This is a genomic window from Listeria grandensis FSL F6-0971, from assembly GCF_000525835.1.
GTDB lineage: Bacteria > Bacillota > Bacilli > Lactobacillales > Listeriaceae > Listeria_A > Listeria_A grandensis.
This window is the reverse complement of sequence record NZ_AODD01000012.1, coordinates 18,531-34,222: the sequence shown is the minus strand read 5'-3', so window position 1 is coordinate 34,222 and position 15,692 is coordinate 18,531. Positions and strand designations below refer to the sequence as shown.

General features: G+C 41.4%; 12 protein-coding genes and 1 pseudogene. 4 read left to right on the top strand and 9 right to left on the bottom strand.

The annotated features are described in order from the left end of the window. Positions 1–6: 6 nt before the first annotated feature. The 9 genes from mnmE to dnaA all read right to left on the bottom strand — a co-directional run bounded on the left by mnmE (position 7) and on the right by dnaA (position 12,777). Positions 7–1,386: a tRNA uridine-5-carboxymethylaminomethyl(34) synthesis GTPase MnmE gene (gene mnmE, locus PGRAN_RS08285; protein WP_036066421.1), complete on the bottom strand. Its 1,380-nt coding sequence runs from the start codon at positions 1,384–1,386 to the stop codon at positions 7–9. 319 nt (positions 1,387–1,705) lie between these two features. Continuing rightward, positions 1,706–4,225: a DNA gyrase subunit A gene (gene gyrA, locus PGRAN_RS08280; RefSeq protein ID WP_036066419.1), complete on the bottom strand. Its 2,520-nt coding sequence runs from the start codon at positions 4,223–4,225 to the stop codon at positions 1,706–1,708. Between the two features lie 265 nt (positions 4,226–4,490). After that, positions 4,491–6,431 carry a DNA topoisomerase (ATP-hydrolyzing) subunit B gene (gene gyrB / locus PGRAN_RS08275; RefSeq protein ID WP_051998514.1) on the bottom strand — a complete coding sequence of 647 codons (1,941 nt, stop codon included), beginning with the start codon at positions 6,429–6,431 and terminating at the stop codon, positions 4,491–4,493. Between the two features lie 39 nt (positions 6,432–6,470). Further along, positions 6,471–7,583 carry a DNA replication/repair protein RecF gene (recF, locus tag PGRAN_RS08270; protein WP_036066418.1) on the bottom strand — a complete coding sequence of 371 codons (1,113 nt, stop codon included), beginning with the start codon at positions 7,581–7,583 and terminating at the stop codon, positions 6,471–6,473. 22 nt (positions 7,584–7,605) lie between these two features. Further along, a complete protein-coding gene (yaaA, locus tag PGRAN_RS08265; RefSeq protein WP_277619714.1) occupies positions 7,606–7,839 on the bottom strand; it encodes a S4 domain-containing protein YaaA in 234 nt (77 codons plus the stop codon). A gap of 108 nt (positions 7,840–7,947) precedes the next feature. Then, positions 7,948–8,442, bottom strand: a complete 495-nt coding sequence (locus PGRAN_RS08260) for a GNAT family N-acetyltransferase (RefSeq protein ID WP_036066417.1) — start codon at positions 8,440–8,442, stop codon at positions 7,948–7,950. Between the two features lie 51 nt (positions 8,443–8,493). Beyond that, entirely contained in the window at positions 8,494–9,840 is a 1,347-nt protein-coding gene (locus PGRAN_RS08255; RefSeq protein ID WP_036066416.1) for an MATE family efflux transporter, read from the bottom strand. 77 nt (positions 9,841–9,917) lie between these two features. Continuing rightward, the gene (gene dnaN / locus PGRAN_RS08250) at positions 9,918–11,063 is read right to left on the bottom strand and encodes a DNA polymerase III subunit beta (RefSeq protein ID WP_036066415.1); all 1,146 of its coding nucleotides are present in this window, start codon (positions 11,061–11,063) and stop codon (positions 9,918–9,920) included. Between the two features lie 355 nt (positions 11,064–11,418). Next, positions 11,419–12,777 (bottom strand): chromosomal replication initiator protein DnaA, encoded by a 1,359-nt coding sequence (dnaA, locus tag PGRAN_RS08245; protein ID WP_036066414.1) that lies wholly within the window; start codon positions 12,775–12,777, stop codon positions 11,419–11,421. A gap of 631 nt (positions 12,778–13,408) precedes the next feature. Here dnaA and rpmH point away from each other — a divergent pair. The 4 genes and pseudogenes from rpmH to jag all read left to right on the top strand — a co-directional run bounded on the left by rpmH (position 13,409) and on the right by jag (position 15,633). Further along, positions 13,409–13,544: pseudogene (rpmH, locus tag PGRAN_RS16280) on the top strand (50S ribosomal protein L34). Between the two features lie 212 nt (positions 13,545–13,756). Beyond that, positions 13,757–14,110, top strand: a complete 354-nt coding sequence (gene rnpA, locus PGRAN_RS08240) for a ribonuclease P protein component (RefSeq protein WP_036066412.1) — start codon at positions 13,757–13,759, stop codon at positions 14,108–14,110. Positions 14,111–14,152: 42 nt separating this feature from the next. Continuing rightward, entirely contained in the window at positions 14,153–15,016 is an 864-nt protein-coding gene (yidC, locus tag PGRAN_RS08235; protein ID WP_036066411.1) for a membrane protein insertase YidC, read from the top strand. Next, entirely contained in the window at positions 15,013–15,633 is a 621-nt protein-coding gene (gene jag / locus PGRAN_RS08230) for an RNA-binding cell elongation regulator Jag/EloR (protein WP_036066410.1), read from the top strand. The genes yidC and jag overlap by 4 nt, the downstream gene beginning before the upstream one ends. The last annotated feature ends 59 nt before the right edge of the window (positions 15,634–15,692 follow it).

Here is a 15,692-nt window from a genome sequence, read left to right as displayed (position 1 = left end):
AACACATCACTTTCCTAAACAAAATTGATTAAATAACTGGTCAAGCAACTCATCTTGCACCGATTCACCGATAATTTCTCCAAGTAAATCCCAAGCTCGCGTCATGTCGATTTGAACGATATCCACTGGCATCCCAGCTTCCACGCCATCAATAACTGCCTCAATCGCACCAATCGCCTCGTGTAAAAGCGCAATATGGCGCGCATTCGAAACATACGTCGCGTCACCCGCATCAATTTCCCCCGCAAAAAACAAATCCTTAATCGCGATCTCAAGCTGCGCAAGTCCCGCATCATTCACAAGCGACGTCTCGACCACCGGATGTTCCCCAGCAAGCTCCCGAACCCGCGCCACATCAATCTTCTGCGCTAAATCCGTCTTATTCAAAACAACCACAAAATTCTGACCCGCGACCGCCTCAAATAATGCCTCATCCTCTACACTCAGCGACTCATTTTGATTCAACACCAACAAAATAAAATCCGCTTCCTGCAAAGCTTTGCGTGACCGTTCCACGCCAATTTTTTCAACAATATCTTCCGTCTCACGAATCCCCGCCGTATCAATTAAGCGTAGCGGAACACCGCGAACATTCACATACTCTTCAATAATATCCCGCGTCGTACCCGCAATATCCGTCACGATCGCCTTTTCCTCCTGAATTAACTGGTTTAAAAGCGATGATTTCCCAACGTTCGGCCGACCAATAATCGCCGTTGCCAGTCCCTCACGCAAAATCTTGCCCTGTTGCGCCGTCAACAGCAACTGCTCCACCGACGCCCGCACCAATTGCGCCTTCTCCACCAGCATCCGCTGCGTCATCTCTTCCACGTCGTCATATTCCGGATAATCTATGTTCACTTCGACCTGCGCCAAAGCATCTAAAATTTCCTGTCTTAAATTGCGAATCAGCCGCGACAAACTACCGTCCATCTGTTGCAAAGCGACACCCATCGCGCGATCCGTCTTCGCACGAATCAAATCCATCACCGCTTCTGCTTGCGACAAATCAATCCGTCCATTCAAAAAAGCCCGTTTCGTAAATTCGCCAGGCTCCGCCAATTTCGCCCCATTTCGAAGCAATAATTGCAGCACCCGATTCACCGAAACAATCCCACCATGCGCATTAATTTCGATCACATCTTCCCGAGTAAACGTCCGCGGGGCACGCATTACCGTCGCCATGACCTCCTCGACCGTCTCCTCCGTGATCGGGTCCACAATATGACCATAATGAATCGTGTGGCTCTCGACCTCACTTAACGATTTTTGCGCACAAAAAATGCGATCCGCTATCTGAATCGCCTCATCACCGCTCAAACGAATAATAGCAATGGCTCCCTCGCCCGGCGGTGTTGAGATCGCAGCAATTGTATCAAATTCCATTCTTTACCCTCACCTTCCTAGAAAAAATGCTCACAAAGAAGCCTGATTTCCTAATCGAATAAATTTTGGCACATGACCTGTGCATATCATCAACATTTGCTCCGCTTTCACCAAAGCTAATAATGATTGGTTTTATATAATTATCCGAAAATAGTTATCCACATCTCCAGATTTTCAATGATTTTAAAAATATCTTACCCTTTATTCTAACTTATCCACATGTGAATAACAATAGTTTCGGGTTAATTAATTTAGTTATCCCCATAAAATAACATACAAAAAAGCAATAAGCTTAGAATCAAACTTATTGCTCTGATTATTATTCCTCTGTTGTTTCATTTTCTGCAGATGTTTCTTCTATACCAGGCACTTCACCATCAGAAGCTTCCTCATCCACAAACTCGTCCTCTTCTTCTTTCGGCACTTTTGCAACTGTCGCTACAAATTCATCACCGTCCAGACGAATCAGCTTCACACCCATCGCGCTACGGCCAGTTTGAGAAATATCACCCACCGAGAACCTGATCAAAACGCCACCGATAGTCATCAGCATCAAGTCTTCCTCACCAGTTACAGTTTTCAGAGCGACAAGATTTCCGTTCTTCTCCGTGATGTTGATGGTTTTAACACCCATACCACCACGATTACGAAGTGGGTACTGGCTCGCCAATGTTTGCTTACCATAGCCGTTCTCCGTCACGACAAGCACTTTCTCGTCATCTTCAAGGATTTCCATGCCAACAACCTCATCATCTTCACGAAGACGAATACCACGCACACCAGCCGCTGTACGACCCATAACGCGAATGTCAGTCTCCTCAAAATAGATCGATTGACCAAATTTCGTTCCAATGATGATCTTCTTGCTACCGTCTGTCATTTGAACCGAAATCAATTCATCATTTTCACGAAGTTCCACAGCACGTAAACCACTTTGACGAATCTTCGCGAATTGCGTCAACGTGCTACGTTTCACGACGCCGAGTTTCGTTGTAAAGAACAAATATTGATCATCCGTGAAGTCGCGCAGATTAATCACGGCATTCACTTTCTCCTGGCTCTCGATGCCAAGCAAGTTGATAATCGGAATTCCTTTTGCAGTACGGCTGTATTCCGGAATTTCATATCCTTTTGCACGGTAAACTTTCCCGGTATTCGTAAAGAATAGCAGTGTATCATGCGTACTCGTAGCCACAAGGTGCTCCACGAAATCATCTTCATGCGTGCCCATTCCTTGTACACCACGACCACCACGGCGCTGACTACGATAAGTTGAAAGCGGCAGACGCTTGATATAGCCCTTATTCGTAAGCGTAATCGCGACTTCCTCTTCAGGAATTAAATCCTCATCTTCCAAACTGACCAAATCACCCGCCAAAATTTCCGTACGACGTTTGTCCGCATACTTCTCTTTGATCTCCGTCAATTCCTCACGAATAATCTCCAAAATACGCTCATCGTCACCTAAAATTGCTTTTAGATCTGTGATAAGAACCATTAGACTATTGAACTCATCCTCGATTTTATCGCGTTCCAAACCAGTCAAACGTTGCAAACGCATATCCAGAATTGCTTGCGCCTGTTTATCAGAAAGGCTAAATTGCGTCATCAAACCTTCTTTGGCAATATCTGCCGTTTTCGAAGCCCGAATTAATTTTATAACCGCATCAATATTATCAAGCGCGATCCGCAAACCTTCTAGAATATGCGCACGAGCCTCGGCTTTACGCAGTTCAAATTCCGTACGGCGACGGATAACGATTTTTTGATGCTCTAAATAATGATATAAAATCTCTTTCAAATTCAACACTTTTGGATGATTCGCAACAAGTGCCAACATATTAATCCCAAAAGTCGTTTGGAGAGCTGTCATTTTATACAAATTGTTAATAATAACGCTGGCACTGACATCACGACGAACCTCAATAACCATACGCATACCTGTACGGTCAGACTCATCATTAGCAGATGTTATACCATCAATTTTCTTCTCACGCGCAAGTTCTGCAATACGTTCTAGCAAACGCGCTTTATTCACTTGATATGGCAACTCCGTAATAACGATAGTCTCTTTACCATTACTCTTCGTTTCAATCTCCACACGAGCCCGAAGCGTGATCGAACCACGACCAGTTTCATAAGCACGGCGAATCCCAGAACGTCCCATAATCATCCCAGCAGTAGGGAAATCAGGACCAGGAATATGCTCCATCAACTCACGGATCTCGATATCAGGATTATTACTTAACGCAAGCACACCATCGATAACCTCACCAAGATGATGCGTTGGAATATTTGTTGCCATCCCAACCGCAATCCCTGACGAACCATTGACAAGCAAGTTAGGAAAACGAGCTGGCAAAATATTAGGCTCACGTTCCGAACCATCATAGTTATCGACATAATCAATCGTATCCTTGTTAATATCACGCAAAAGCTCCATTGAAATCTTAGACATTCTAGCTTCCGTATAACGCATCGCAGCCGCCATATCACCATCGACAGACCCGAAGTTCCCGTGCCCATCAACAAGCATATTACGATAACTAAAATCTTGCGCCATCCGAACCATCGTGAAATAAACCGCCGTATCACCATGCGGATGATACTTACCGATAACTTCCCCGACAATACGCGCTGATTTCTTATAAGCCTTATCAGACGTCATACCAAGATCATTCATCGCATACAAAATCCGACGATGCACAGGTTTCAAGCCATCTCTAACATCTGGAAGAGCACGAGCCACAATAACACTCATTGCATAATCTAGAAAAGAAGTACGCATCTCTTTATTTAAATTGATTTCCGTCACTCTTGACTCTGGTGTTTCTGACATTTTTCAAGAAACCTCCTTCAAATTACAACCCATATGATATGTATTTCCCAAAATATTTCCCGGGAAATATTAATATTCTTTTATCTCTAAAGCTCTTGTCTCATTCTTGTCCCCCCGACTTGAAACGGGAAACCTCAGCGCGCCAGCAAATGCTTAGCTGCTAGGCAAAGGCGAGTACCGGAGCGGAATGTACGACTTGTACATGAGCACTGGAACGGAGCCTTTAACGACGCAGATGAGCGTTTGCTGGTGCGCTGAAAGACAGTTAGACGTCGAGGTTTTTGACATACTGCGCATTCTCTTCAATAAATTTACGGCGTGGTTCCACATTATCACCCATAAGCGTCTCAAACGTTTCATCGGCCGCAATGGCATCATCAATATTCACTTGAAGTAGTGTCCGATGTTCAGGGTTCATTGTCGTGTCCCACAATTGTTCAGGATTCATCTCACCCAAACCTTTATAGCGCTGAATACCATATTTCGTATCCGCGTCCAATGTCGCCAAATAGTCTTCCAACTGACCATCACTGTAAACATACTCCTGCGTTTTACCATGCTTGATTTGATAAAGTGGCGGTTGCGCGATATAAATATACCCAGCATCTACCAATGGACGCATATAACGATAGAAAAGCGTCAACAATAATGTCCGAATATGCGCACCATCAACGTCCGCATCGGTCATAATAATTAATTTATGATAACGTGATTTCGCAACATCAAAATCACCGCCAAAACCAGTTCCCATCGCTGTAAAAATCGTCCGAATCTCTTCATTCGCTAAAATTTTATCCAAACGCGCTTTTTCTACGTTCAAAATTTTACCACGAATTGGAAGGATCGCTTGGAATAAACGATCACGTCCTTGCTTAGCCGAACCACCGGCAGAGTCACCCTCTACGATGTAAAGTTCGCTGATCGCAGGGTTCCTAGAAGAACAATCGGCAAGTTTACCAGGAAGACTCGAAATTTCTAAACCACTTGATTTACGCGCTACTTCACGCGCCCGTTTAGCTGCCAGACGCGCCCGGCTCGCCACAACGCCCTTATCAACGATTTTTCTAGCCACGGTAGGGTTTTCCATCAAGAACTTGTCTAAAGCTGCAGAGAATAGCTTATCCGTGATTGTACGCGCTTCGGAATTTCCTAGCTTCGTTTTCGTTTGTCCTTCAAATTGTGGATCAGGATGTTTGATCGAAATGATCGCTGTCAAGCCTTCCCGCACATCTTCACCAGACAAGTTATCATCACTCTCTTTAAACAGCTTATTACGCCGCGCATAATCATTAATAACACGCGTCAGAGCCGTCTTAAACCCTGATTCATGCGTCCCACCTTCATACGTATGAATATTGTTCGCGAATGAAATCAAATTGCTCGAAAAGCCCGTATTATATTGCATCGAAACTTCCACCATGATGCCATCACGTTCACCTTCAATGTAAATAGGATCTTCATGGATAACCTCTTTCGAACGGTTTAAATGCTCTACATAAGACTTAATTCCGCCTTCATAATGATAATCTTGGCGTTGCTCTTGACCCTCACGCCTATCCTCAATCGAAATTTGCAAACCACGGTTTAAGAAAGCAAGCTCTCGCGTACGCGTTCTAAGCGTATCATACTCAAAATCCGTCGTTTCTTTAAAAATTTCTGGATCCGGAGTAAAATGAACAATCGTTCCGCGATAATCAGAATCACCGCGTTCCTCCAAGTCCATTACAACATCCCCACGCTCAAAACGTTGGTAATACTGAGTGCCATCACGATGAACCTGTACCTCTAGATTCGTCGACAAAGCGTTCACGACAGAAGCACCAACACCGTGCAAACCACCAGAAACTTTGTAACCGCCACCGCCAAATTTACCGCCGGCATGTAGCACTGTGAAAATAACTTCTACCGTAGGACGCCCTACTTTTTCGTTGATCCCCGTTGGAATTCCACGACCATTATCTCGTACAGTGATGCTGTTATCTTTCTCAATTGTAATTTCAATTTCCGTACAAAATCCAGCGAGAGCCTCATCAATACTATTATCAACAATCTCCCAGACCAAATGATGTAGACCACGTTGACTAGTAGAACCAATATACATACCCGGTCTTTTACGAACAGCTTCCAGACCTTCTAAAACTTGAATCTGATCATCACTATATTCATTCGCATTCCCTTGCACATTCGTCATATTTTCCTCAGTCATCTAACATTCCACCGCACTTTCTTTATCCGTTTACAAAAATTATTTCCTAGTTACCGTACCTTTTTCCACCCAAAATGTTGTTGCATCGTTTAGCGTCGCATGGTCAATACCATCAATGCTTGTCGTTGTCACAAATGTCTGCACCTTGCCTTGAATCGTCGCTAACAAATGAGATTGCCTGAAATCATCGAGCTCACTAAGCACATCATCCAGCAACAAAACCGGGTATTCGCCAGTCTCCTCAAAAATCAAATCGATTTCTGCCAGTTTCACAGAAAGAGCCGTCGTGCGCTGTTGCCCTTGGGAGCCGAACACCTGCACGTTTTGATCATTGACATAAAAGAAGAGATCATCTCGGTGTGGTCCGATTAGCGTGACACCCCGATCGATTTCTCTTTGAGCGATAGATTCCATTTTCTTATATAAATTCGCTTGCCATTCCTCCGTATTCGAACCTTCCAGTTCCACCGATGGCTTGTATTCTAATTTCAAGTTCTCGAGTTCACGCGAGATTTCAAAATGGATCGGAACCGCGAATTGTTCCAACCTTTCGATAAAATCCGCTCGGCGCTTCGTTAATTTCACTGCAACTTCAATGAATTGCTCCGTCAAAATTTGCCACATTGTCGGATCTGATTTGCGCTTTATTTGTGCTTGCTTTAAAAAATGATTGCGTTGCTGCAAAATGCGTTGATATTGACTCAAATCATGCAGGTAAACCGGTTGCATTTGACCGATTTCCATATTGATAAAACGTCTTCTCACGCCCGGTGCGCCTTTTACGAGTGACAAGTCCTCAGGAGCGAACATAACCACGTTCAAGTTACCGACATATTGGCTTAGCTTCTTCTGTTCTAAATGGTTTACTTTAGCCTTCTTGCCTTTTTGTGTCAGCGTAAGTTCTAGTGGCACAGAATGTCCATGTTTCTCGACTCGGCCTTCAATCTTGGCCGATTCAGCGTCCCAACTAATGAAATCCTTATCATTCGTCGTCCGGTGCGATTTCGCAACTGCGAGCATTAAAATAGCTTCCAAAAGATTAGTCTTACCCTGCGCATTCTCGCCTAGAAAAAGATTGACCTTATTATCAAATGTCAATTCTTGCTCTTTGTAGTTACGAAATTGTCGCAATACTAAATTCTCTAAATGCATATAATCCCTTATCCTTCTTTGATCAGCCTTGTTGGATCTGGATTTTACCCTCACCAGGAACTAAGACTACATCGCCATTTCGTAACTTACGACCGCGACGATTATCTTCTTCTCCGTTTATATACACCATGTTCTCACTTAAAAATGCTTTCGCCATGCCGCCCGATGAAATGACATCCATCATTTGAAGCAGTTGCCCAAGTGTAATATATTCGGTATTGATTTTAATACTATCCGCCAATTTTTTCACGTCCAATCTTAATAAGCCCTATTCCTCTATTTTACTAGAAAATCCGACAGAATACAACGAAATTATTTATATATGCGTTTTTTAGCCGATTTTAGCAAAACTAATAGGGGGATATTATTTTGGCTTATAAATAAATATGGGGCTTCTCAGTGGGTTTTTGTTCTTAAAGCACAAAACTTCTTTATTTTCCTTTTTCCATCCAGCATCTTTAAAACCGACCGATAAAAAGAGATTCTTTGCGACCAGATTTTCTGGAGATACAGCAAGCTTCACTTCGATGCTCTCTGGATTTTTCACAAAAACAAAGTCCACCAGTTGCTCCAAAGCTCTGCGACCGATACCTTGATGTTGGTAATCTTTGTCGATCACAAAACCAGAAATCCAATGATTATCCTTTGACTCTTCTTCAAACGTATACAAAATAAAGCCAACCAGCTCATTTTCTGCATAAATGCCATATGGATTGTAGACCAACTTGGAGTCATCCGGCTCGTCATCGATTCGAATTAATGAATCCGCAACAGAATCAACAAACACTTTTTGTTCCCGAAAAACGCTAATCTCTGAGGCTTTTTCCCACTTATCTAAAGGCAATTTTCTAATAATCATCTATCTCTACTCCTTTATCTTCACTTTCTTACTTCCGCATCTCTTATTTTACTATAGTTCTTTCTTGATAACAGCTTTTCGCATCCAACGCCCTGATTTATAGCGCCACAAGCCAAGCATCGTCGCACTTACCCAAGCCACTGGAGTTGCCCACCACAAGCCCATATATCCTAAAAATTGGGACAAAATAAAACCGATCGCAAGTCGCGATACCAATTCAAAAATTCCCATCCAAAGAGGAACGATCGCATCTCCAGTTCCACGCAACGTTTCCCGAACGACAAACAAAATACCAACGACAACATAGAAAAGCGACACAATTTTCAAATAACCGGTACCAATCGATAAAGCTTCCGTCGCTGAACTATCGAGAAACAGTGTCAAAAACTGATGCGCAAAAATCTGTACTAATACAGTGATCGCCAAACTGACGATGGTTACGACTTTTATCCCGGACCAAAAGCCTTGTTTGACGCGATCTATTTTTCCGGCACCCATATTTTGGCCAGCGAACATGGAGGAAGCTGCGCCGAACGCGATACCAGGTTGATACGTTAGCGAATCAATCCGACTCGCCGCCGTGTATGCTGCGACAACTGTTGCCCCGAAACTGTTAATCAAGCCTTGAATCGCCATATTTCCGATAGAAATAAACGACCCTTGCAGCGCAGAAGGAAACGCAATTCGGAAAATTTCTTTAAAAATAGCGCGATCAAAATGCATATCTTTCCTTTTCAGACGCATGTATGGAATTTTGCGATAGGCGTAAAAAATACAAAGGATTGCCGAAACGAGCTGACTAATAACGGTCGCCCAAGCAGCGCCAGCAACACCCATACCAAATCCAACGACGAAAAGAAAACTCAGCGCAATATTGAGTAACGATGAAATAATAAGAAAATAAAGTGGCGTAATTGAGTTTCCAAGCGCCCTTAAAATCGCCGAAACACCGTTATAAAGCCCCATTGGCAATATTCCAATAAACAATGTCGTCAGAAAAAGTACCGAATCGCTCAATATTTCTGTAGGCGTTCCCATCAGTAGTAGCAACGGTTTGGCCAATAAAATACCGATGATGGTCAGAACAACAGACACCGAAATGATCATAATACTCGCCGTTGCAATCACTTGCTTTAGTTTATGAAAATCCTGAAAACCGAAATATTGTGCAACAACAACCGAAACCCCGCTCATCAATCCAATAACTAGCGATAAAAAGAAAAAATTGAGCGCATTTGTCGCGCCCACAGCAGCCAGCGCATTCACACCAACAAATTTCCCAACAATCATCGCATCGACCATCGTATAAAACTGCTGAAATAAATTTCCTAGTAACATCGGCATCGCAAAGTAAAAAATGGTTCTCGTCGGATTTCCAGTGGTCATATCTTTAATCATATCCCCAAGGCCCCCTGCGTATTTTTGGCACAACAACAAAACCCGCCCAATTTTCACTGAGCAGGTAAAATAATATTTTAGTACGTACGAACTGGTGTGATTAGCTGTAAAATTTCGTTTGGATTTTCTGCATCTTTTGGTCGCAATACGAACGGACGCATAGTTCCAGAGAAAGAAATTTGAATATCAGCACCGTCAAAAGCCCGCAATGCATCCATCATGTACTTCCCGTTAAACGAAATTTTGATTTCCTCACCAGTGAAGCTTTGACTGAAAACTTTTTCCGAAACATTCCCGACTTCCGGAGAATTCGAGGAAACTTCGACTTGTCCATTTTCTAAAGTCATTAATTTAATCACGTTGTTACGATTTTCACGCGCAAGTAGCGAGGCACGATCAATCGCTTGTAAAAATGATTTAGCATTAATTACTAAGTCTGATTTTGTTTCCGTTGGGATAAGTCGAGATGTATCAGGATAACTTCCTTCCAAAAGACGCGAGTAAAATAACAAGTCTTTTAGTTTAAATAAAATCTGATTGTTTGCGAGTACCATTTCGATAGAGTCCGTACCTTCATCCAGAATCTTATTTAACTCAGACAAACTTTTCCCTGGAATAACGATATTATATTCCTCATCGATCTCGGTTGCGAGTGGAATTTCGCGTAATGCCAAACGATGACTATCCGTTGCAACTGCAGTAAGGACATTATTTTTGATCATCCAGTTAACACCCGTTAAAACAGGACGAACTTCAATCGCAGACACCGCAAAAACAGTTTGTCTAATAATATTTTTAAGAACAGAAATCGGAATTTGAATGCTTTTCCCCGCCGTAACCTCAGGCAATTTGGGATACTCCGCTGGATCAAGTCCAATCAAGTTAAACGATGCTTGTCCAGAGCGAATATTCGTTTGATAGTTAGTTGTTACTTCAAGCTCAACATTCTCATCAGGCAAACGACGAACAATATCACCAAAATAGCGAGCTTGTAGAACAATACTACCGAAATTCTCGACTTCCACTAGAATTTCATCATTTTCAATTAAAGGTATAAAAGCTTCGATCGAGATATCAGAATCACTACCAGTTAATGTGACACCCTCATCATTTACAGTGATTTTAATCCCCGTTAAAATTGGAATAGTAGTCCTTGAAGAAATAGCACGCGTTACTTCGTTTACCGCTTGAACAAGACGATCGCGCTGAATGACAAATTTCATGAGAATTCCCCCATTTTTTAGTTTCTTTTTCTAAGTATAGCATTATATCAAAATATGTTTAATTAATTAATAAAAAATCGTAGTAATAGTAATAGGGCCTGTGGATTTGTGGATAAGTATATCTGAGACTAGGTCGTATAAAGTTTTCCACATGTTGATAACTTGTTAGTAAGTATGTTCTAGTTATCCACATTATGCACAGGTGTGGTGAATATTGTGGAGGCTCTTTAAGGAGCATTTTAGCTGATCTGGGGATTGGATTTGTTCTATCTATGCTCTGTGCCTTTGGATCCAACTTCACGGGCTAGCTCCTCGAAATTTTCGGAGCTGAACGAGCCCATTCAGCTTTTCGTTCTTAAAATAGATTCTGTGGTTTATTCAAGTTTTTTTCAATCTCTGCTAAATCATTTTTCAGGTTTTGATCGATTTTCAGTAGCTGTGAGATTTTTTCGTGGGCGTGAATAACGGTTGTGTGGTCGCGGCCACCGAATTCTTCGCCAATTTTAGGTAGGGAAGCGTCTGTTAACTCACGGGAAAGATACATCGCAATTTGTCTAGGATAGGCAATGCTTTTCGTCCGTTTTTTCGCTTTAAAATCTTCTAGGCGAACGTGATAATAGGCGCCGACAGCTTCTTGGATATCCGGAATTCGGATCACGTGGGATTTCGAATTTGGAATGATATCTTTGAGGGCTTCGGCTGCAAGATTGGCATTGATATCTTTATTAACAAGCGATGAATAGGCAACAACGCGTATAAGTGCGCCTTCTAGCTCCCGAATATTGGAGTCAATTTGATTTGCAATGTAGAGCATCACTTCATTTGGAATGTCTAGTCCGTCAGCTTTGGCTTTTTTGCGCAAAATGGCGATCCGAGTTTCCAAATCAGGCGGTGTAATGTCTGTAATCAAACCCCATTCAAAGCGCGAGCGTAAGCGATCTTCAAGTGTGGGAATTTCTTTTGGTGGGCGATCGCTAGAAATAATAATCTGCTTTTGCTCATCATAAAGCGTGTTGAATGTATGGAAAAATTCTTCCTGCGTTCCTTCTTTTCCAGCTAAAAATTGAATGTCATCGATTAGAAGAACGTCAACATTACGGTATTTATTGCGAAATTCTTCGGCTTTATTTTCTCGAATAGAGTTAATGAATTCATTTGTAAATTTTTCACTCGAAAGGTACATCACTTTGGCATTGGTTTTATGCTCTAAAACATAGTGGCCAATCGCGTGCATTAAATGTGTTTTTCCGAGTCCGACACCACCATAAATAAAGAGTGGATTATAGGCTTTGGCTGGTGCTTCGGCCACTGCCAGTGAGGCTGCGTGGGCAAAACGATTCCCTGAACCAATAACAAATGTATCAAATACATAACGTGGATTGAGCATATGTTTAGAGTTCTCTTCGTCCATTTCATCCTCTAAATTACGCGGTTTTGGTGGAATATAATTATCAAATACTTCATCTTGCTCGCCATCGATAAATCGAACTTCGAAATTTTCCCCTGTGATTTCTTGTAGGATATTAGCGATAAATTGTGAATAACTTTTTTCAAGCCAGTCACGAACAAAATTATTAGGTGCCGTTACGATAAACGTGCTTCCTTCAAGAGAATGTGCGGTTGTTGATTTCATCCACGTATCGTAGCTAGGCTTACTCATATTTTGTTTGACGATTCGCAAGGTTTCATTCCATATGTCCTCCATTGTTTGCACAGTATTCCCCCCTTTTTATTAGACGTAAAAGTTATCCACAGTGATGTAAAGCCGTGGATAAAGTTATACAGGGGCTGTTTAGAAGTTATCCACAAAGTGAAAGTTGACTGTGGATAAATAATGTTATCCCCAAATAATTTTCTATTCGACAATTGATATATTATCAGAAAAACAACACAATCGCAAGGGATTTCAAATTCTATCCACAAAATTATACAGTTGTTGAAAAAAGATGTCCACAGGATATGAGCTTGTGAATAACTTGTGAACTAGGACTGGATAAAAAAATACGCGTGAAATAGTTATCCACAAGCATCTGTGGTTAACTACCCCTAAATTGTGCATAACTTTTCAGAAAAAGCAGAAGTTATCCACAAAACAGGAGTATTAAGCAGTTGAATCTGCGTTTGCTGTGCTTATCCACAAAAATAAAGAAGTGGAGGTTTTTAGATAAAAAAATTTTTAAATATAGGTATATATCGCTTTCGAAATATGGTATTATGGAAGATAGAGTTTTTATATTCTACTTTGTTACGAGGTATTATTGACAAATTCGATATATTTCTGTACAATGTCTAAGACTGTCTATACGAATGAATTTGTAATAGACCCTTTTTAGGAGGTGTAATTAATGAAAAGAACATATCAACCAAGCAAGCGTAAAAGAAAAAAAAGTACATGGTTTCCGTCAACGTATGAGTTCTAAAAATGGACGTAGAGTTTTAGCTAGTCGTCGTCGTAAAGGAAGAAAAGTTTTATCTGCGTAGACCACTGAAAAAGACTCAGTGGTTTTTTTTACGTCAGAGTGAACCGTTAAGAGGTTGGGACAAGCCTAAATAAGTCTGAAGTATGGAGTAAGACGTATATTTGGCTTTATACAAATCGAACGCTTGCCGCCGATTTGTTGAGATGATGTCCTAACTTCTTAACAGGGGTGCATTTTGCGGACAAGATAATCTGATTAGAAGATGGAGATTTTATGAAAAAAGCATATCGTATCAAGAAAGATGATGAGTTTCAACGCGTATTTAAGAAAGGGAAGTCGTTTGCGAATCGTCAATTTGTCGTTTACATATTTAAAAGGGAAGATTTGACGCATTTTCGAATTGGGCTTTCTGTGAGTAAAAAAATTGGAAACGCTGTCGTGCGAAATCGTATTAAACGTTGCATCAGGCAAACCTTTCATGAGCTGAATGAGCAAGTTGCTCCAGGTTATGACTATATTATCATCGCCAGAAAACCGGCGGCCAATATGGATTTTCATGAGATTAAAAAAAGTTTGATACATGTTTTGAAATTATCTAGAGTTTTGAAGCAGGGTCAGAAAAAGTAATTTTATGAGAAGAATACAGGCGGAGAGTGGAGGTAGCACTATTTGAAGAAGAAAATGCAATTGAAAAAGAAGTTACTTTTAGTAGGGTTGATGACGGGGCTGTTAGCAGTTTTAGCTGGGTGTGGTATTTCAACTGATCCAATCACATCGGAGTCATCAGGATTTTGGAGTCATTACATTGTCTATCCATTATCACAAGTAATCATCTGGTTCGCGGAGCTATTTGGTGGCAACTATGCAATGGGGATCATCATGACGACCGTTGTCATCAGACTTTTGATCATGCCTTTAATGATTAAACAACTGAAAAGCCAAAAAGCAATGACAGCAATGCAGCCGCAAATTAAAGAGCTACAAGAAAAATACAAATCAAAAGATAACGAAACGAAACAAAAATTACAGCAAGAAACTATGCGTTTATATCAAGAAAACAATGCAAATCCAATGATGGGTTGTTTGCCGTTATTGATCCAAATGCCGATCTTGCTTGGTTTCTACCAAGCGATTAGCCGGACAGCAGAGATTAAAACACAAGATTTCCTATGGATGACACTTGGCGATAAAGATCCGTATTTCGTTTTGCCGATTTTAGCCGCGTTGACGACGTTTATATCTTCTAAATTGTCGATGATGGGCCAAACGCAGCAAAATAAATCAATGAACATGATTATTTACTTTATGCCGTTGATGATTCTTTTTGCAGGTATCAGTTTACCGTCAGCACTAGCGCTTTACTGGGTTGTCGGAAATATATTTACGATTTTCCAAACGATGTTAATCAATAATCCATTCAAGGCAAAACGCGAAGCTGCGGCTTTGGAAGAAGCTAAGAAGGAAGAAGAAAGACTTAAAAAGAAAGCAGCGACAATGCCTGCATCGAAAAAGGGAGGTAAGAAGAGAAAGTGAGAGATATAACTGCGCAAGGCCAAACCGTTGAAGAAGCAATTCAAAACGCGTTGAAGGACTTAGGCACAACGCGGGAAAAAGTAGACGTGGAAATCATGGATCCGGGTAAAAAAGGTATTTTCGGGATTGGTTCAAGGCTTGCGATGGTCAAGGTCATCGAAAAGCATAACCAAATCGAGACTGCTGTCCAATACGTGATTGACGTGGCTACGAAAATGGGTGCGGAAGTATCCGTTGATGTCTCTGAACAAGGTAAGGAAGTCAGCATCCAAGTGTCAGGAAATAATCTAGGATTGTTGATTGGAAAACATGGTCAAACGTTAAATGCACTACAATATTTGACGCAACTGATCGCCAATAAGGATACAGACCAATATAAAAATGTGGTCGTAAATGTTGGGGATTACCGGGAACGTCGTTATGAAACATTGACCTTATTAGGTAAGAAAATGGCCGATAAGACAGTGAAGACGCGCCGAGTTGTTCATTTAGAGCCGATGCCTTCGTTTGAACGAAAAACAATTCATGCGATTTTGAGCGAAGATAAGCGTGTGGAAACACATTCAGAAGGTCGCGAACCATATCGTTATATTGTAATTAAACCTGTAAAAGGGTAAACAAAAAGAAGCTACTGCCGCATAGATTTGGCGAGGGTAGCTTCTTTTTGATATGTTTC

Coding starts and splice junctions, on each gene's coding strand:
- mnmE (WP_036066421.1), bottom strand. CDS start 1,386: ATGGAATTTGATACAATTGCTGCGATCTCAACACCGCCGGGCGAGGGA.
- gyrA (WP_036066419.1), bottom strand. CDS start 4,225: ATGTCAGAAACACCAGAGTCAAGAGTGACGGAAATCAATTTAAATAAA.
- gyrB (WP_051998514.1), bottom strand. CDS start 6,431: ATGACTGAGGAAAATATGACGAATGTGCAAGGGAATGCGAATGAATAT.
- recF (WP_036066418.1), bottom strand. CDS start 7,583: ATGCATTTAGAGAATTTAGTATTGCGACAATTTCGTAACTACAAAGAG.
- PGRAN_RS08260 (WP_036066417.1), bottom strand. CDS start 8,442: ATGATTATTAGAAAATTGCCTTTAGATAAGTGGGAAAAAGCCTCAGAG.
- PGRAN_RS08255 (WP_036066416.1), bottom strand. CDS start 9,840: ATGATTAAAGATATGACCACTGGAAATCCGACGAGAACCATTTTTTAC.
- dnaN (WP_036066415.1), bottom strand. CDS start 11,063: ATGAAATTTGTCATTCAGCGCGATCGTCTTGTTCAAGCGGTAAACGAA.
- rnpA (WP_036066412.1), top strand. CDS start 13,757: ATGAAAAAAGCATATCGTATCAAGAAAGATGATGAGTTTCAACGCGTA.